General features: G+C 54.1%; 17 protein-coding genes, 1 pseudogene and 1 riboswitch. Of the genes and pseudogenes, 3 read left to right on the top strand and 15 right to left on the bottom strand.

Features of this window, described 5'->3' with window-relative positions:
• The first annotated feature begins 66 nt into the window (after positions 1–66).
• Complete coding sequence (locus F384_RS27880) at positions 67–2,472, top strand: autotransporter outer membrane beta-barrel domain-containing protein (protein WP_162200235.1); 2,406 nt, start codon at positions 67–69, stop codon at positions 2,470–2,472.
• A 133-nt stretch (positions 2,473–2,605) separates the two neighbouring features.
• On the opposite strand, the pseudogene F384_RS28640 reads toward F384_RS27880, so the two are convergent.
• The 3 genes and pseudogenes from F384_RS28640 to pth form a co-directional block, all read right to left on the bottom strand.
• Positions 2,606–2,825: pseudogene (locus F384_RS28640) on the bottom strand (IS3 family transposase); the annotation flags it as partial.
• Positions 2,826–2,971: 146 nt separating this feature from the next.
• On the bottom strand, positions 2,972–4,063 hold the full coding sequence (ychF, locus tag F384_RS08395; protein ID WP_046481078.1) for a redox-regulated ATPase YchF: 1,092 nt from the start codon (positions 4,061–4,063) through the stop codon (positions 2,972–2,974).
• A gap of 116 nt (positions 4,064–4,179) precedes the next feature.
• Positions 4,180–4,764, bottom strand: a complete 585-nt coding sequence (pth, locus tag F384_RS08390) for an aminoacyl-tRNA hydrolase (protein ID WP_046481077.1) — start codon at positions 4,762–4,764, stop codon at positions 4,180–4,182.
• Positions 4,765–5,039: 275 nt separating this feature from the next.
• On the opposite strand from pth, the gene ychH reads away from it, so the two are divergent.
• Positions 5,040–5,318 (top strand): stress-induced protein YchH, encoded by a 279-nt coding sequence (ychH, locus tag F384_RS08385; RefSeq protein WP_042318582.1) that lies wholly within the window; start codon positions 5,040–5,042, stop codon positions 5,316–5,318.
• Between the two features lie 71 nt (positions 5,319–5,389).
• On the opposite strand, the gene F384_RS08380 is transcribed toward ychH, so the two are convergent.
• From F384_RS08380 to lolB, 12 genes are all read right to left on the bottom strand, one after another.
• On the bottom strand, positions 5,390–6,193 hold the full coding sequence (locus F384_RS08380) for a cytochrome c1 (protein ID WP_046497939.1): 804 nt from the start codon (positions 6,191–6,193) through the stop codon (positions 5,390–5,392).
• A 5-nt stretch (positions 6,194–6,198) separates the two neighbouring features.
• Complete coding sequence (locus tag F384_RS08375; protein WP_046481076.1) at positions 6,199–7,338, bottom strand: cytochrome b; 1,140 nt, start codon at positions 7,336–7,338, stop codon at positions 6,199–6,201.
• 1 nt (position 7,339) lies between these two features.
• Positions 7,340–7,891: a ubiquinol-cytochrome c reductase iron-sulfur subunit gene (gene petA, locus F384_RS08370; RefSeq protein ID WP_046497936.1), complete on the bottom strand. Its 552-nt coding sequence runs from the start codon at positions 7,889–7,891 to the stop codon at positions 7,340–7,342.
• A gap of 14 nt (positions 7,892–7,905) precedes the next feature.
• Positions 7,906–8,346 carry a pseudoazurin gene (locus tag F384_RS08365; RefSeq protein WP_046481075.1) on the bottom strand — a complete coding sequence of 147 codons (441 nt, stop codon included), beginning with the start codon at positions 8,344–8,346 and terminating at the stop codon, positions 7,906–7,908.
• An 11-nt stretch (positions 8,347–8,357) separates the two neighbouring features.
• Positions 8,358–9,173 carry an ABC transporter ATP-binding protein gene (locus F384_RS08360; protein WP_046481074.1) on the bottom strand — a complete coding sequence of 272 codons (816 nt, stop codon included), beginning with the start codon at positions 9,171–9,173 and terminating at the stop codon, positions 8,358–8,360.
• Complete coding sequence (locus F384_RS08355) at positions 9,170–10,237, bottom strand: FecCD family ABC transporter permease (RefSeq protein ID WP_046497932.1); 1,068 nt, start codon at positions 10,235–10,237, stop codon at positions 9,170–9,172. Before F384_RS08355 ends, F384_RS08360 begins: the two co-directional genes overlap by 4 nt.
• Positions 10,238–10,302: 65 nt before the next feature.
• Positions 10,303–11,355 carry an ABC transporter substrate-binding protein gene (locus F384_RS08350; RefSeq protein WP_046481073.1) on the bottom strand — a complete coding sequence of 351 codons (1,053 nt, stop codon included), beginning with the start codon at positions 11,353–11,355 and terminating at the stop codon, positions 10,303–10,305.
• Positions 11,356–11,574: 219 nt separating this feature from the next.
• Positions 11,575–11,803, bottom strand: a riboswitch (cobalamin riboswitch).
• A 178-nt stretch (positions 11,804–11,981) separates the two neighbouring features.
• A complete protein-coding gene (locus F384_RS08345; protein ID WP_046497928.1) occupies positions 11,982–12,473 on the bottom strand; it encodes a GNAT family N-acetyltransferase in 492 nt (163 codons plus the stop codon).
• Between the two features lie 146 nt (positions 12,474–12,619).
• Complete coding sequence (gene dauA, locus F384_RS08340) at positions 12,620–14,299, bottom strand: C4-dicarboxylic acid transporter DauA (protein WP_080949904.1); 1,680 nt, start codon at positions 14,297–14,299, stop codon at positions 12,620–12,622.
• A 247-nt stretch (positions 14,300–14,546) separates the two neighbouring features.
• Entirely contained in the window at positions 14,547–15,494 is a 948-nt protein-coding gene (prs, locus tag F384_RS08335; protein ID WP_001518537.1) for a ribose-phosphate diphosphokinase, read from the bottom strand.
• A 149-nt stretch (positions 15,495–15,643) separates the two neighbouring features.
• Positions 15,644–16,495, bottom strand: a complete 852-nt coding sequence (ispE, locus tag F384_RS08330) for a 4-(cytidine 5'-diphospho)-2-C-methyl-D-erythritol kinase (protein ID WP_046481071.1) — start codon at positions 16,493–16,495, stop codon at positions 15,644–15,646.
• Positions 16,492–17,115, bottom strand: a complete 624-nt coding sequence (gene lolB / locus F384_RS08325) for a lipoprotein insertase outer membrane protein LolB (RefSeq protein WP_046481070.1) — start codon at positions 17,113–17,115, stop codon at positions 16,492–16,494. The genes ispE and lolB overlap by 4 nt, the downstream gene beginning before the upstream one ends.
• Before the next feature lie 201 nt (positions 17,116–17,316).
• On the opposite strand from lolB, the gene hemA reads away from it, so the two are divergent.
• Complete coding sequence (gene hemA, locus F384_RS08320; protein WP_046481069.1) at positions 17,317–18,573, top strand: glutamyl-tRNA reductase; 1,257 nt, start codon at positions 17,317–17,319, stop codon at positions 18,571–18,573.
• Positions 18,574–18,606: the final 33 nt, after the last annotated feature.

The raw sequence follows: 18,606 nt of genomic DNA, 5'->3' as shown, positions 1-18,606 counted from the left end.
GCTGTTTCGGTAAGAGGCGGTTCATTACAATCGACCCCGGTCACCACGGCGTTACTGAATAACCTCATGATTGAAACTAAAGGTTATCAGTCGTATGCCATTTTACTGGCCAGCGGAAATATTGCGATGACCATGAATAACCTTGCCATTATTACTCGTGGGTTAGGGGCGACAGCCATTGAGATAGGTAACAACTACGCTACGACCAGTTTACTTTCCGCTGCTTCATTATCGAATTCATCCATTGAGACATTTGGGTACTCCGGTCAGGGTGTGTATGTCTCAAGTAAATTCGCGCTGACGATGGATGATGTCGATATTACTGTCCACGGAGACAGGACCAACGGTCTGAAAGCTTCTGCGGGGAACAATTCAACTCAGCCAACGCTTACGGCTTCTGACATTGATATTACGATGAGCGGGAAGGACAGCGTTGGTGTGATGAATGATCGTGCTAATACCTATCTGAACGATATTCGTCTCATGCTCAGTGGTGATAATTCGACGGCTCTCAGTGTAGGCACCACCAATGTTGCATCGACTGCACAAATAGAGAATCTGACCGCGCGCGTAACCGGTAATAACTCGACGGGGATGTTTATTGGTGGCAGCCCTGATATTCGCTTCAATAACAGCAGCATTAGCATGGCAGGTAACAACAGCAATGGAATCGCGGTGGGATATTTGTCGATGATTACCCATAGCGCGTTACCGATGGTCGATAGCCACATTGAGACCCAGGATGGCTACGCGTTGAGAAGCATTAATGCAGACCTCGATCTCGATTTAACTCGCTCGACGTTAGCAGGACGTACTGGCGGGGAGGCCGGAATTGCGGTGAACGTTGAAGACAACGGCGCGTATCAGTCTGGTGTGGTGGATGTGACCGCGAGCGACAACTCACATATTTTCGGTGATACTGTCTCGCAATCCATCAATGCGGCAGCGCTTAATCTCACATTAAATACGGCATCAACGATGACCGGCCGTATGGTTCGCGGAAACAGTATGGCGCTGGATGACACCAGCCGCTGGAATGTTACCGGGGATTCCGATGTCACTACCCTCAGCAATTTGGGTACCGTCGCGTTTACCGCACCTGGGGACGATGGAGCATTCAAGACTGTCACCGTCGGCGACTATCTTGGTGGGGGGACATTAATCATGAATACCGCGCTGGGGGATGACAGTTCAGCAACGGACAGGCTGATTGTCTCCGGTAATACCGCCGGGACGACAAAATTGTATGTGAATAACGTCAACGGCAGTGGTACCACGACGGTGAACGGAATTGAAGTCATTAGCGTAGGTGGACAGTCAGATGGTCTGTTTACCCTGGAGAATCGCGCGCTGGCCGGAGCGTATGAATACTTCCTGCACCAGGATAACGGCGACTGGTATCTGCGTTCGGCGCTGGCGCCAGAACCACCGCAACCCCAAGAGCCGGATCAGCCACAAGAACCAGAGCATACCGGTGAACAACCTTCCACGCCGGTCAGTCCGGCGCAACCAACGCCAGAACCAACACCAGTGCAGGACGCGCAAATTTACCGTCCGGAAGCTGGCGCTTATCTTGCCAACATGGCGGCAGCAAATCGCCTGTTCAGTCACAGTCTGAAGGATCGCGAAGGACGGGCGGAAAACTCCAGTATGTGGTTGCGACAGTCAGCGTTTCGCAATAATTCACGCGATGGCAGTGGTCAGTTACAAATGGGTAGCAACAATTATGTGGTTCAGGGCGGCGGTGAACTGTGGAACGGGCAACCAGGTGAACAGGATCGGCTGGGCGTAGGCGTTATGGCAGGTTATGGCTATAGCAACGGGAATACGCACTCCTCAAAATCGCATTACGACGCGAAGAACAGTGTTCAGGGTTACAGTGCAGGCGCCTATGCGACCTGGTACCAGAATGCGGAGTCGCTAAATGGGGGATATGCCGACAGCTGGCTGCAATACAGCTGGATGCGTGCATCAGTGAATGGAGAAGGGCAAGTGGGAGAAAACTATGGCATCAAAGGCCTGAGCGCTTCTCTGGAAGGCGGATATCGTCAGCCGTTGCATCAAAGTACCAGTGGTGCGTTTTTCATCACCCCACAGGCACAGGTCATCTGGAGCGGTATGAAGGCTGACCGCCACCAGGAAGTGAACGGTACACGGGTTGAAGGTAGCGGCAACGCACAAACGCGCCTGGGACTGAACTTGTCATACGATGCCCTGGATGAACAGGAAAGCGGTAAACTGTACACGGTTTATGGCGAGGTTAACTGGCTGCATAGCACCAACAATGCCAATGTTACGATGGACAATGTCAGGGTTGAACAGGCGGGTAGTCGTAATCTGGGTGAAGTGAAGTTAGGCTTTGAGGGGCAACCGACCGAGGCGCTCACCCTCTGGACAAACCTCGCTCAACGGGTGGGAACGGAACATTATACGGACACCTCAGTAAACGTGGGCATCAAATACCAGTTTTAAGACAAGGTGTATTTGCGAGTAGTCAATCCTGCCCTCATGACGAGGCCTGTTCAAAGGCCTCCGGACCGGCGCCACCGAGATGGCTGTGGCGCCAGGCCCGGTTATAGAACATTTCAATGTAATCGACGATATCCGCCCGGGCCGGGTTGTGCAGCCACGCACAGAACCCGGCCCGGGCGACTTGAGTACCCGACACATTGTTATCACACCCCATATAGTGCTGTGCTCATTGATAAAGCGGTACTTCAGTCGGGCTCTCTTGCAAAAAAACTCGCGGCCTTTTTCAGGATATCCCGTTCTTCTTCAGTACGTTTTAGCTGCGCCGGTAGTTTCAGGATCTCGGTTTTGGCTTCCCATCCATGACCTCATTTTTGACAGCGTTGTTACGAGATGAGTTGAGACATTGTGAGATGAAAAAATCCACGCCATTGCGTGGATTTTATAGGGTTTTAGCGTTGTCATGAGATTCAGCGAAACCTCATGAGACAACAAAAGCTATTTAGACGTTGAACAGGAAGTTCATCACATCGCCATCTTTCACAATGTAATCTTTCCCTTCAGCACGCATCTTGCCGGCTTCTTTCGCGCCCTGCTCACCTTTGTAGGTAATGAAATCGTCGAAAGCGATGGTTTGTGCGCGGATAAAGCCTTTCTCAAAGTCAGTATGGATTTTACCCGCCGCCTGTGGCGCCGTCGCGCCGACTGGGATGGTCCACGCACGGACTTCTTTCACGCCTGCGGTGAAGTAGGTCTGCAGGTTCAGCAGTTTATAGCCAGCACGGATCACGCGGTTAAGGCCCGGTTCTTCCAGCCCCAGTTCCTGCATGAATTCGTCGCGCTCGTCATCGTCGAGTTCAGCGATGTCCGCCTCAACGGCTGCACACACCGGAACCACGACGGAACCTTCTTTTGCGGCAATTTCACGCACCTGATCGAGATACGGATTGTTTTCAAAGCCATCTTCGTTGACGTTGGCGATATACATGGTTGGCTTCAGGGTCAGGAAGCTCAGGTAGCGGATCGCTGCTTTGTCTTCTTCCGTCAGATCCAGAGAACGCAGCATGCCGGCTTCAGAGAGCTGCGGCAGGCATTTTTCCAGTGCTGCCAGTTCGGCTTTGGCGTCTTTATCGCCGCCTTTGGCTTTCTTCTGTACGCGATGAATAGCGCGTTCGCAGGTATCGAGATCCGCAAGCGCCAGTTCGGTGTTGATAACGTCAATATCTTCCGCCGGGTTCACTTTGCCCGAAACGTGAATGATGTTGTCGTTTTCGAAGCAGCGCACCACGTGTCCGATTGCTTCGGTTTCACGAATGTTGGTCAGGAACTGGTTACCCAGACCTTCACCTTTGGACGCGCCTTTCACCAGACCCGCGATATCAACAAATTCCATTGTGGTCGGCAGGATACGCTGCGGTTTGACGATCTCAGCCAACTGGTCCAGACGCGGATCGGGCATTGGCACGACGCCGGTATTCGGCTCAATCGTACAGAATGGGAAGTTTGCCGCTTCAATACCGGCTTTGGTCAGCGCGTTGAACAGGGTGGATTTCCCGACGTTGGGCAAACCGACGATACCGCATTTGAATCCCATGATTTAAATCACCTTAATATCTTGATAATCAACCTGTTGCAGAGAACAGATTGTAGAAATGGAAATAACTCTGCCTATTATACACGGCGTATGGCAAAAATGCCGCACATCACTGCTTATTGCGCTTTAAAGGCGTGCAATCGGTTCGTTGCTTTGGTCAAACCTTCTTTGAACCACAACTCAGTACAACGCGCCGCTTCGTCAATTGCATCGTCAATTAACTTCTGTTCAGAAACAGGGGGTTTACCTAACACAAAGCCGACAACTTTATTTTTGTCGCCCGGATGGCCGATTCCGACACGTAAGCGATGAAAGTTAGGGTTATTGCCGAGCTTGCTGATAATGTCTTTCAGCCCGTTGTGCCCGCCATGACCTCCACCGAGTTTAAATTTCGCCACGCCAGGCGGAAGATCCAGTTCATCGTGGGCCACTAAAATTTCATCAGGATTGATGCGATAAAAACTCGCCATCGCGCCGACCGCTTTGCCGCTCAGATTCATAAACGTGGTGGGAACTAACAAACGGACATCTTCACCTTCCAGACTGACTCTGGAGGTATAGCCAAAGAATTTCGGCTCTTCGTGCAGGGGAGCGCGCAACCGCTCCGCCAGTAAATCGACGTACCATGCGCCCGCATTATGTCGGGTGGCTGCATATTCAGCGCCGGGGTTCGCCAGGCCGACAATCAGTTTAATCGTCACGTTTTCTGTCCTGAGTGTTTCAATAACTGGCGCGTAGTTTACTGTCTGTCGTCCCGCTTGACAAAGAACCGTGTCACTTCACACAGAAACTGAATAATTGCCTGTATTGATTATTGGAAAGTCAAGGTGTTCAGGGGCTTATTTGTAAAGTTTTGTTGAATAATGGGTTGTAATTGTGATCGCAGGCGCACTACCAAAGCGGTGTGTTGTCTATACTTTACACATAAGGATTAGGGGTATTCCCTGAAGCAACCCAAAAGTTCCGGAGGTGACATATGAAACGCAAAAACGCTTCGTTACTCGGTAATGTTCTCATGGGTTTGGGGTTAGTGGTCATGGTGGGTGGCGTGGGTTATTCCATTTTAAACCAGTTACCGCAATTTAACCTGCCACAATTTTTCGCTCATGGTGCGGTACTCAGTATTTTCGTCGGTGCCATTCTGTGGTTAGCGGGTGCCCGTGTTGGAGGACATGAGCAGGTCAGCGACCGTTACTGGTGGGTGCGCCACTACGACAAACGTTGCCGTCGTAACGATAATCGCCGTCACAGCTAACGCTTAGCCGCAAGATAATGACCAGCCAGCATGAGGCTGACTGGTCACAGTGCGACTTCTTTTTTTCGCGCTTAGTTTTGTGGGCGTCTTTTCATTCGTCGTAACATCCACAACAGCGCCAGTATCACGGTGAGATAACCCATCACGTAAATTCCCAGATGTTCTCTCGTCTGTCGTTCAGGATCGGCTGCCCAGACCAGGAAGGCCGTCACATCCCGTGCGTACTGTTCTTCCGTTTGCGCGGCATGCGCTTGGGCCTGCCATTCGATTTCGCCATCCGCCAGCGGCTTTGGCATGTTAATCACGCCACCCGGATAGTAGCGATTGGCTTTCATTTCAGGATCGTCGGGCAGGTAGCCGGTTAAGAGTGCGAAGAGGTAATCCGCCCCTTGCTCAGAGTAGGGAATAAAGGCGTCCAGCAGAAATTGCGGAAAGCCGCGATCGTACGCACGGGCGCGGACGATATAACTCAAATCCACGGGCAGGGCGCCGTTATTCAGGTATCTCGCTTCCTGTTCATTCAGGTAAGGCGAAATAAAGTGGTCATTCAGGGTGCCGTCTCGTTCGCCGGGCTGACCGTCATCCTGGATAATCGGGAAGACATAACCGCTGGCGAGGCTTTTTGCCTCTTCTGTCGTCAATTCCGGGCCGCCGGGTTTGGTCAGGGTGCGAAACGTCAGGTATTTCATGCTATGACAGGCTCTGCACTTCTCTTCATAGACCTGCAAACCACGCCGCAGCTGTGCTTTATCATATTCTCCGGTAAGGCCGCTGAAGCTCCAGTCCTGGCGCGTCGGAACCGTATCTTGCGCAAGTACTGGCCCCATCACGCAGAATGCCATCCACAGCATGCTGTATCTGAGTAATTGTCTCATCATCTTCAGTCCTGTTTTTCCAGAAAGCGCCGACAGGGCAGCACCAGTAAAAACCAGGCGAAATAGCCGAGCGTCGACAGTTGTGATGCCGCGCGGATCCAGCCCTCTTCATTACGAATGCCTTCTGTCAAATCGGGGCCAACCAACGCTTTCGATCCCAGCCATCCCAGAAAACAGAGGTTCAGCACCCACAGCCAGAAACCGCCTTTTACCCATTTGCTGTAGTGGCGAAAACGCGCGCGGGAGGTATCCAGCCAGGGGAGAAAGTAGAAGATCAGCACCGCGCCGCACATGGCCGCCAGCCCGACGAGTTCATCTGGAAAGCAGCGCAGAATGGAAAAGAAGGGGAGAAAGTACCACTCCGGGGCGACAATCGCCGGAGTGACCGTCGGATCCGCCGGGATGAAGTTATCCGCACTACTCAGATAATGCGGCGCGAAGAACAAAAACCAGCTAAACAACATCAGAAACAGCGTGATTTTGATGGCATCAGAATCCGTGATTCGATAATCAAAGAGCAGACTGCGGGACGCCTTTTCGCTGAAGGTCCGTTTCATGGCGTGGGCGAATGCCGACTGTACCGTACGGACGTGGAAAATCGTCATCACCACGACGGCAAAGGGAAGGATAAAGTGCAGAACGTAAAAGCGCCCCAGCGTGGGGGTGCCAGGCGCATAACCGCCCACCAGGAAGGTATACAATCCGTCGCCCACCACCGGGAGAGCGCGGGCGAAACTGGTGATGACCGTCGCCGCCCAGTAACTTTTTTGCCCCCAAATCAGGCTGTAGCCGAGAAACGCGGTGATCATCAGCAGTACGTACAGCGTGACGCTAATCATCCACATCGTCACATACGGTCTGCGGTAGACGTTGTAATACATGCCCCGGAAAATATGCAGATAGCAGGCGAAGAAAAACAGCGATGCCCCGATGGCGTGCATATTGCGCAGCAGTTCTCCGTGGCTCACTGCGCGCATGAAGTGAATGATGGAATCAAACGCCTGGTCTGCCGTCGGGACGTAAAACATCGCCAGCACGATGCCGGTCAGTATCTGTATCCCGAGCATCACCAGCAGGATCGCGCCGATGGCGAATAGCCATACACCGGCGATGGATCGTGGGAAAGGAATGCGCCAACGGATCATCTCACGCGTCCTTAGTGCCAATACGCACGGTCAGGCCATCAGGGTGAAAAACGTAGTCGGGAACCGCCAGGTTGGCGGTTGCGGGCCCGCGCGTGACCCGTCCGGAAGTATCAAACTCCGAACCGTGGCACGGACAAACCCAACCCTGTCCGCCGGGCCTGGCATTGGGTACGCAACCGGCGTGTGGACAATACCCCTGAACGACCAGCCACTGCGGATGGTCTGGCGTGACCCGTTCGCTGTCCGACTGCGGATCGATAAGCGCGCTGTGGTCGCCAGTACGGGCCGCGGCAATCTCTTGCGGCGTGCGGTGATGGATGAGAATTAACTTCCCTTGCCAGATGCGTCTGACGGTTTGCCCGGCGGCGACACCCGCCAGTGAGACGTCTAGTGGCTCATTTTCCCCGCGAGCCGTTTCATCAGGGCCTAATGCAGAAATCAACGGCCAGACGGCGGCGGTTACCCCTGCCGCAGCAGCCAATTTTGTCAATTTACACAGGCAGTTGCGTCGTTGTTCCTGAATATCATCATCTGACAGTTTTTTCTCCACCACCACAGCGCTCTCCCTTACTGTTTATCAATGCGTGAATAAATCTCCTGGAAGCGCGTATCGGCGATCCCGGGGGCTTTAAATGCGCGGTAGCTGTCCGGCAGGGTGGCGTCACCGACTTTGATCAGCATCACCATCCCTTGTGCATAGTGCGGGGTGCATTTAATGCCGTAGAATCCCGCGTCATCATATTTCACCGCGATCTCCTCATCGATTTTGCCGATAAATCCCGGATACCCGGCAGGAGACAGCTCAGCAATTGAGGCGGCATTGTGGCTTTTATGCTTGCGGATAAACTTCACCGTGTCACCGGGTTGAATCTCCAGATAGTCTGGCTCATAGACCATGGGACCCGCTGAGCCGCGATTTTTCATCAGCACGTCGTGGGTTTGTGCGAAGGCAGAGGCAGTGAGGGCCAGCAGACACAACGCGTTCAGGCTCTGTTTGACATATTTCATAGGGATGTTCCTTAGGCTCCTTCAGGCCTTTGATAACGAATAAAACAGGTCGCACCGTGGGTGTCGCGTTCGACGATGGCGTCAATCCCAAACCAGGTGCGGAGATTCTCGCGGGTGAAAACGGCGCAGGGACGGCCCTGCATTTCCAGACGCCCGGCGTTCATCACGATGATGCGATCGCAGAACATGGCGGCATGATTGAGATCGTGGAGGGCGGCGACAACGGTCAGCTTTTCGCGTTTCACCAGACTGAGAAGACCAATCTGATGCTGAATGTCGAGATGGTTTGTGGGTTCATCCATCAGTAACAGTTGTGGCTGCTGCGCGAGGGCGCGGGCAATGTGCAGGCGTTGCTTCTCGCCGCCGGAAAAGGTGTGCCAGCAGCGGTGGCGAAGATGCTGCAGATCGACTTTCTCCAGCATGGTCTGAACGATGTCGTCATCGTTGCCCGACCACGGATTGAGCAGGCTCAGCCACGGGGTTCGCCCCAGTGAGACAGCCTGCAACGCGGTCAGGCGTTCACTGGTTTCTGCCTGCTGCTCAACCAGTGCGACCTGCTGCGCCAGTTGCCGACGTGAATAGCGATGCAGCGCTTTTTGCTGCAACAGAATGTGACCGGCGGTGGGCTTCAGCAGACCGGCGAGCAGAGAAATCAGCGAGGTTTTACCGGATCCATTGGGGCCGATAATGCCGACAAACTCACCCGGTGCCACGCTGAGCGAGACATCATTGACAATCGCTTTGCCTTTCACCTGCCAGTGCAGACGCTGCGCCTGAATGATGGCGTTCCCGGCCGCAACGGGAGTCGGTACAGGATTGACGGTCATTTAGCCTGGTTTCCTCTGATCAGGATAATTGAAAACGCGGGCGCACCGACCAGCGCCGTGATAACGCCGATGGGCAGAACTTGTCCTGGGAGCAGCGTGCGGGAGATGACATCGGCGATGATCAGGAAAATCGCGCCCGTCAGCGCGCTAACGGGCAGCAGTCTGTGATGTTGATTGCCCACCAGCAGGCGGGCGGCGTGAGGGATCACCAGTCCCACAAAGCCAATGGCGCCGACGATGGAGACCATAATGGCCGTCATACCGGTTACGGCAGCAATCAGCACGCCACGGGTGCGTTTCACCGGAATGCCCAGCGATGCTGCGGACTCCGCGCCAAAAGAGAAGGCATCCAGATGGCGGGCATAACAGAAGCATATCGCGACGCCAACCAGCGCGGTGGGGACAGCCAGTATCACGTCCGGCCAGCGGACACCGCTCAGGTTCCCGAGTAACCAGAACATAATGCCGCGCGCCTGTTCCGCGTTGGCGGAGCGGGTGATGATCAGTGAGGTCAGCGCATTGAACAGTTGCGAACTGGCGATACCGGCGAGAATGATTTGCGTGGTAATGCCGCCACCTTGCCTGCCGCCCGCGGCGACCGCCAGCAGGGCCACAAACAGAAAGGCGGTGAGGGCGCCAATAAATGCGCCGAATGACATGCTGATCATGCCCGCGCCCAGTCCGGTCAGCGCAACCAGCACGGCCCCGGTAGACGCTCCGGCTGAAATGCCCAGCAGATAGGGCTCGGCAAGCGCATTACGCAACAGTGACTGTAAAACCACGCCTGACACGGCAAGGCAAGCGCCACAGCTGGCAGAGACCAGCGCGCGGGTCAGGCGATAGTTCCAGACGATCCCCGCGTCCAGCGCATCAACCGGATAGTGAGTATCAAACAGACGGTTCGCCAGCGTGTTGAGTACGTGCTGCCAGGGAATAAAGGTCTCGCCAATGGCGATCCCTGCCAGCAGGACACCGCACATCAGCACGCTAACCCAGAGGGTGTGACCGCAAACATGGACCGCTAACCGACTGACGGCGCGACGCGTCCTGCGTAAATCGCTCATAGTGACCTGCGTTTCGGAGTGCATAAAACGCGCCGGACCTGTCGGAGTCTGGCGCGAAACGAGGATTAATGCGCGGCCTGCGGATGCGCTAAGCCGTACTCAACCAGGGCATCCGCCAGCTTTTCAACACCATCAATGGTCCTGATACCGGCATTCATGGTCTGCACGTCAATCACGGGTAAATGATTGGCTTTTACGGCAGGGATCAGTTGGGTGACCGGATCGGATTTCAGGTAATCCATTTTCACCTGCCAGTCATCGGCCGGGAAACGACGACGCCCCATTTCCCCCAGCACAATCACCGACGGCTGGGCTTTGGCGATGGTTTCCCAACCGACCGTCGGCCACTCTTCGGCGGAATCAATGACGTTTTTGACGCCCAGCGTTTGCGCAATCCAGGCCGCAGGCCCCAGTTTCCCGGCGACGTAAGGATCAAGCTGCAGGTCGGCGCTGGAGAACCAGAAGACGGCGGAGACGCTGTTGTCCATCCCGGCGATTTTGTTTTTCGCTGCGGCTTCGCGCGCTTTAAGACTGGCAATCAGTTCGTCGCCCTTATCCTGAACGTCGAAAATCGTCGCTAAGTCGGCGACTTCCTGATAGACCATCGCGATATCAAACATCCCTTTGCGAACGCCATCACCGCCATCTTCGTTGTCTTTCGCGCAGTCTGCCGGTGCGGTATAGACCGGTACCTTCAATTCGCTAAACTGTTCATAAGACGCCACGGTTCCGGCGGGACCGATTTGCCATTCGAACTGGCTGGCGACCAGATCCGGTTTTTTGGCAATGATGCCTTCAAAACTGGGGATGTTCTGCGCAATAACGGCAATCTTGTCGTTTGCCGCTTTCCAGGCATCAGGAACCGGTCCAAACCACAGCGACGTGCCCACTACGCGGTCAGCCAGACCCAGCGCATACAGGATCTCTGTACTGTTTTGTCCCACGGTAGCAACACGTTTTGGTGCTGCGTTAAACGTGATATCCCGACCACAGTTTTTTATCGTTAATGGATATTCCGTTTTTGCTGCATGAGAAAGACCTGAGGTGAGAAACATCGCAGCACCAGCAACAACCAGAAGCGTTTTTTTATAAGGTAAAGAGGTAAAATTTGCGTGCATTATTATCATCCCGTTCATGCCAGAATCTGAAGGTCTGGTCATGGATTATGTCGTTCCATATATCGGGAGAGTTCATGACGATAGATGACATGACATCGTGAAATTTACGCATGACGTTATGCAAATAAAGAAAGTATGCGGTTCAGTCAGAAAGCCGATTAACCCTTTCACGGTGGCTTATGTCAAATAAATCATCCCATGGACCATCCCGTCCACTCAATGGAGCATAAATTTGACAGCAGGTCTCCTGACTCACGGTAATCAGAATATCGGCCTTCCCATAAAGATTCGCTTTACAGTGACCTGCAACAAAATATGCTGCACGAGGATATTCTGCATCCGCCTACAGTTGCGGGGGCAGTTATGGCATAGGATTAAAATAATCCGCACCATATTCCTATTCACTACAATGTTGGTGTAATGAAATGCTGTCGGAAAGGACTTTATCGGCATTTGTTAACAAGATCAATCGCAGAGCGAAAAGAGGAGGTAATTGAATGTTCTGGTTTTTAATCCATAAATATCAACAGGTTACTATTCTATGAATAATAAAATTCGGGATAGTGAAACGGAATAACAAAAAGCTAAATGAGAATTGATTGACATTGATCAATTAATATTCTTAGTCATGCCAATTTGTGTGATCTCTCCATATGCACTAATTGCCAGTCATCATGCATATCCATCACCACCTGAAAATGATTACGTTGCCAGAACGAGTAACCGCCCGGTAAAAAATGGTGAGTATGTAAGTATAATAAGGTGTACTGCTGTTGCTCGCAAAATGTTTCAGCAAAAGCGAATAACTGGCGGCCAATCCCTTTTCTGCGATAGCGTTTGTCCACATAACAGCGACAAATCTCAGCCGTTTCACTCAAAATATAACGTCCGCGAAGTTCAGCTATTCGGTCGTCATATTGGCAGACGGCCAGGGTAGCAATGAGTTCATTTTTTTCGCTCCAGGCGCAAAGCAATAAATTCCGCTCTTGTTGAATATACTGCTGTTGCAGGTCAAAAACATCCTGTTCGGCAGCAGGAACTGGTCTTCCAGCCGCAAAGAATTCGTTCAGATGCTGAATCAGAAATAACTGAACCGCCGGAATATCCTCTCCGGTCATTTCACGTAAGGTAAATGAAATCACGAGCTGTCACTCTTATTCACAGGAACAGAAAACGGATAATAACAACTCAGGAGGGGAAAACCAGCGTGCAGAGCGGAAAATGTTACCGGCCCGTACAGGAACAGACCGGTAACCACGAGAGATTATAAATCAGCCAACGCCGCGTCGCGGTTCGGGAAGAAGGTCAGACGTCCCGGAATCGGCTTAATACCGGCGCGCGCCATTGTGCGCAGCGGCTGGAATTCCACGTTGGTCACACGCAGCTCGCACCCTTCCGGCAATCTTTTCACAAAGCGCTGGAAGGCGTCCAGGCCCCCGGCATCCAGTACGGGTACCGCATCCCACTTCAGCACGACAATGCGTTTGCCCTCAATGCGCGACTCCAGGTCGGTAAACAACCCTTCGGCCGCGGCAAAGAACAGAGGGCCAATCACGCGCAGTACCAGCACATCCTCTGGCACTTCGACGTTCACCGCAGCCAGTCGCGTCATGCGTGCGATACGGCGCATAAACAGTAACGAGGCCAGCACAATTCCGACGCTGATGGCAATGACCATGTCAAACAGCACCGTCAGCGACATACACATCATCATCACAATGATGTCGTCTTTGGGCGCATGACGCAGCAAATCCACCACCTTGTGGGCTTCGCTCATGTTCCATGCCACCATCAGCAGCAGGGCCGCCATCGCCGACAGCGGCAGCCAGGAGAGCAGCGGTGCCAGCGCCAGCAGCGCCATGATCACCAGAAGCGCGTGGATCACGGCGGAAACAGGAGAGGTTGCGCCAGCGCGGACGTTCGCCGCGGAGCGGGCAATCGCCGCCGTTGCGGTAATCCCGCCAAAGAAGGGGGCGACGATGTTACCCAGCCCCTGACCGATCAGTTCACTGTTGGCCTTGTGTTTGGTGCCGGTCATCCCGTCGAGCACCACGGCGCAGAGCAGGGACTCAATCGCCCCCAGCATCGCCATCGAGAACGCCGCCGGAAGCAGAGCGCGCAGGGAATCCCAACTTAGCGTGAAATCAGAATCCGGCAGGTTCCACGGCAGCACCAGCTGCGGCAGCAGTTGCGGGATCCCGTTGCCCTGTGAGCCATCGGCCAGAATATAGTGGAACTGAGAACCAATGGTGGCAACGTGGCCGCCCAGCAGGTTGACGATCCCCATGACGACGCAGCCGGCAAGCAGGGCGGGCAGGTGGCCCGGCAGGCGAATACCCAGACGCGGCCACATGATCAGCGTACCCAGCGTGACCACGCCGATGGCAGCATCACCCAGGTTGACGGTCGGCAGGGCCATAAACAGCGCGCCGACTTTCTGCAGATAGTGCTCCGGTACGTGAGCCATCTGCAGACCGAGGAAATCTTTGATTTGCATGGTACCAATGGTGATACCAATCCCTGAGGTAAAACCTAAGGTCACTGAAACCGGGATGTACTCAATCAGGCGACCAAAGCGGGCCAGGCCAAAGAAGATCAGGAAGACCCCGGACATCAGCGTCGCCACCAGCAGGCCAGCAAGTCCAAACTGTTGCGAAACGGGGTAGAGGATCACCACAAACGCGGCGGTCGGGCCAGAAACGCTAAAACGCGACCCTCCGGTTAAGGCAATGACTATCCCGGCCACAGCGGAAGTATAGAGTCCGTACTGCGGCGCAACACCACTCCCGATAGCCAGTGCCATCGCCAGCGGGATGGCAATAATCCCGACGGTGATCCCGGCAATCACGTCACGGGTAAACCGTGAGGCGGTATATTTTTCTTTCCAACAAGCGTCGATGAGGGCGCGGAAAGGCATCACATGTGAGGAAAAAATTCTGTTCACAATAATGTTTCATCCATGAGCGCATCATCTGTCAACTAAATGGCAGGTGAAGGAGGCATAAGTCATTCCACTTCATCCTTCCGATTGCCTCGTTGTTGGCTGCTTTCATTCGCCCCCGTCGCGTACTACCGGTACGCTTCCGGGAACTCATTCACTTGCCGCCTCGATGCATCCTGAATGATTTTGTGGAGAAATAAGGGTTACAGACGAAAAAACCCGCCGCAGCGGGTTTTTGAACCAGGTTCGATTAATGCTCGAACATAGCAGAAATAGATTCTTCGTTGCTGATACGACGAATCGCTTCGGCCAGCATACCCGACAGGGTCAATGTACGCACGTTCGGCAGTGCCTTGATTTCGTCGGTCAGCGGAATGGTATCGCAGACAACGACTTCATCAATAACAGAGTTACGCAGGTTGTTTGCGGCATTGCCTGAGAAGATCGGGTGAGTGGCGTAAGCAAATACGCGTTTTGCACCACGTTCTTTCAGCGCTTCAGCTGCTTTACACAGCGTACCACCGGTGTCGATCATATCGTCAACCAGTACACAGTCACGGCCTGCTACGTCACCGATGATGTGCATCACCTGAGAGACGTTCGCACGCGGACGGCGCTTGTCGATGATCGCCATATCGGTGTCATTGAGCAGCTTAGCGATAGCACGGGCACGCACGACGCCACCGATGTCCGGAGAAACCACAATCGGGTTATCCAGATTCAGCTGCAGCATATCTTCTAACAGAATTGGGCTACCAAATACGTTATCAACCGGAACGTCGAAGAAGCCCTGGATCTGTTCAGCATGCAGGTCAACGGTCAGAACGCGGTCAACGCCGACGCTGGACAGGAAGTCAGCGACAACTTTTGCCGTAATCGGTACACGGGCGGAACGTACACGACGATCCTGACGCGCATAGCCAAAGTAAGGGATAACGGCGGTGATACGGCCTGCGGAAGCACGGCGCAGGGCATCAACCATAACGACCAATTCCATCAGGTTGTCGTTCGTTGGAGCACAAGTGGACTGGATGATGAAAATATCACCACCGCGTACATTTTCGTTAATTTGTACGCTGACTTCGCCATCGCTAAAGCGACCTACAGCGGCGTCGCCGAGAGAAGTGTACAGGCGGTTGGCAATACGTTGTGCTAGTTCCGGGGTGGCGTTACCAGCAAAAAGCTTCATATCAGGCACGAGAAGAACCTCAGGCATGCGTCCATTGGTGGAAAGAGTTTGCCGAAAACTGTGCGGGCCAGGCAGGACTCTCACCATGCGGTGTATTAAAGAGCGCGATGCAACGTCTGGAACAGGGTGACGTTGTCACCGAAACTCAGCTTGCCCGGCTAAAGCATGGATTGATGAAGTGGAGAAAGGTTGACACCCTTAGCCACAAAGCCATTAAACCATTCCGGGGCTTGCTCAAGCACCTGCCGGGCACGAGACTCTGTATCGAATTCAGCAAAGACACAGGCCCCTGTACCAGTCAGGCGCGACGGCGCGTATTCTAACAGCCAGGAAAGCGCCGCATCAACCTCGCGAAAACGTTTTCTTGCGATAACCTCGCAATCATTGCTGAATTCACATTTTAATAACGTTTCTATTGACCTTTTTGGCGTATTGCGGGGGAGGTCAGGATCGTTAAAAATCATCGGTGTAGAAATACTGACGCCCGGGTGCACCACCAGATACCATTTTTCGGCCGGTTCCACTGGCGTCAGGCACTCCCCGATACCTTCGGCGAAGGCGGCGTGTCCGCGGACAAACACCGGGACGTCAGCCCCGAGCGTTAATCCGAGCACGGCCAGTTCGTCCAGCGACAGGCCGCACTGCCAGATGTTATTCAGCGCGACTAGCACGGTTGCTGCGTTCGACGACCCTCCGCCAAGCCCTCCGCCCATCGGCAGACGCTTTTCGATACGGATATCCGCGCCGCTGCCGGCCGGCAGACGACCGCTCTCTGCGGCTGTTTTCATCAGCAGTCGTGCGGCGCGGACGATCAGGTTGTCTTCATGCGCGACGCCGTCAACCGGCGTCAGGAGATGAATTTCGCCGTCGCTGCGCGGTTCCAGACTGATGGTGTCGCCATAATCGAGGAACTGAAACAAGGTTTGCAGCGTGTGATAACCGTCCGCACGTCGTCCGGTGATGTATAAAAACAGATTCAGTTTTGCCGGAGAGGGCCAGTGGGTCATCATTTCACGATCCAGTTATCCATTTTCAGCTTGATACGCTGAGCGCCGTCAGAGAGTTCCATATTGGCGGGCATCGCCGGAGTCGTTTTGCTGTCGTACGCGCTGTAGACCACCTTCCAGTTTTTTCCGTCCTGGCGGTAATTCACTTCGCTCAGGCGATACTGGTCGTCAAGCTTGTAGTCAGTGGCGTCGCCTGGAAGGCCGAGGATCCACTGGCGCAGGCTGTTCAGCGGGATCGGCATACCGGTCAGCTTGCCGATCATCTCTTCGGCATCGTCAGCGGTATAGCGCTGGCCTTTGTTATCCATTAACTGCACGTTACCCGGCTGCGCATTCAGTTCAAGCTCGGTGCTGCCAAGCGGGTTGGTCAGCAGCAGGCGATAGCGATCCTGGCCGGTCTGCTGCCAGAAGAAGCGCGCATAGACCTTCTGTTCGTCGGAAATATAGGCAAACGCGCCGCGCGTCTGATACTGATTTAATTGGCGGACATCCTGCTGATGCTGCCGCCATTGAGGAGAGTCCGGGCTCTTCCCCGGGCCTTTCGGCGCGTTGAGCGTACAGGCGGTCAGGACCAGGCTTGCCAGCGGAAGCAGGCGGATCAGGCGAAAGTCAGGCAGGGTCATAATGATGACGAATCCTTGTGATATGTTGCAATAATAACCCTTAATGCTAGCGCTGTGCGGGTATATCGTCTACGTTCACGTTATCTTAATTTGAGCGATAAGCTATTACTCCAAAAGGGGGCGCTCTCTTTTATTGATTCCGCGCATCCTGTATGATGCGAGCAGACTAACCATATCAACGCTGGTACTACTCCCGCAGACATGACCCTTTTAGCGCTCGGCATTAACCATAAGACGGCACCTGTATCGCTGCGAGAACGCGTAACGTTTTCGCCGGATACGCTCGATCAGGCGCTGGAAAGCCTGCTTGCGCAGCCAATGGTGCAGGGCGGCGTGGTGTTGTCGACGTGTAACCGCACGGAGCTGTATCTCAGTGTGGAAGAGCAGGACAATCTGCAAGAGGCGCTGATTCGTTGGTTATGCGATTACCATAATCTCAACGAAGAGGAACTGCGCAGCAGCCTCTACTGGCACCAGGATAACGACGCGGTCAGTCATCTGATGCGTGTCGCCAGCGGTCTGGATTCGCTGGTGCTGGGCGAGCCGCAAATTCTCGGCCAGGTGAAAAAAGCCTTTGCGGATTCGCAAAAAGGCCACCTGAACGCCAGCGCGCTGGAACGCATGTTCCAGAAATCTTTCTCTGTCGCCAAACGAGTCCGTACGGAAACCGATATCGGTGCCAGCGCCGTGTCCGTTGCGTTTGCCGCCTGTACGCTGGCGCGCCAGATCTTTGAATCACTCTCCACGGTTACCGTGCTGCTGGTCGGCGCGGGAGAAACCATCGAACTGGTGGCGCGTCATCTGCGTGAACACAACGTGCAGAAGATGATCATCGCCAACCGCACCCGCGAGCGGGCGCAGGTTCTGGCCGATGAAGTGGGGGCTGAAGTCATTGCGCTCAGCGACATCGACGAACGTCTGCGTGAAGCCGACATTATCATCAGTTCAACCGCCAGCCCGTTGCCCATTATCGGCAAAGGGATGGTGGAGCGCGCGCTGAAAAGCCGTCGCAATCAGCCGATGCTGCTGGTGGATATCGCCGTTCCGCGCGATGTCGAACCGGAAGTTGGCAATCTGGCGAACGCTTATCTCTATAGCGTTGACGATCTGCAAAGCATCATTTCGCACAACCTGGCGCAGCGCAAAGCCGCGGCAGTGGAAGCCGAAACGATTGTCGCGCAGGAAACCAGCGAGTTTATGGCCTGGCTGCGCGCTCAGGGTGCCAGTGAAACCATTCGTGAATACCGTAGTCAGTCTGAGCAGGTACGTGATGAATTGACCGCGAAAGCGCTTGCCGCTCTGGAACAGGGTGGCGACGCGCAGACCATTATGCAGGATCTGGCATGGAAACTGACCAATCGCCTGATCCATGCGCCAACCAAATCTCTTCAGCAGGCCGCCCGTGACGGGGATGACGAACGCCTGAATATTTTGCGCGACAGCCTCGGGCTGGAGTAGCAACACACCCTTCTTTTTACAAGGTGCATTTAC

It is taken from the genome of Citrobacter amalonaticus Y19, assembly GCF_000981805.1.
Classification (GTDB): Bacteria; Pseudomonadota; Gammaproteobacteria; order Enterobacterales; family Enterobacteriaceae; genus Citrobacter_A; species Citrobacter_A amalonaticus_C.
This window is presented reverse-complemented; position numbering and strand designations above follow the sequence as displayed.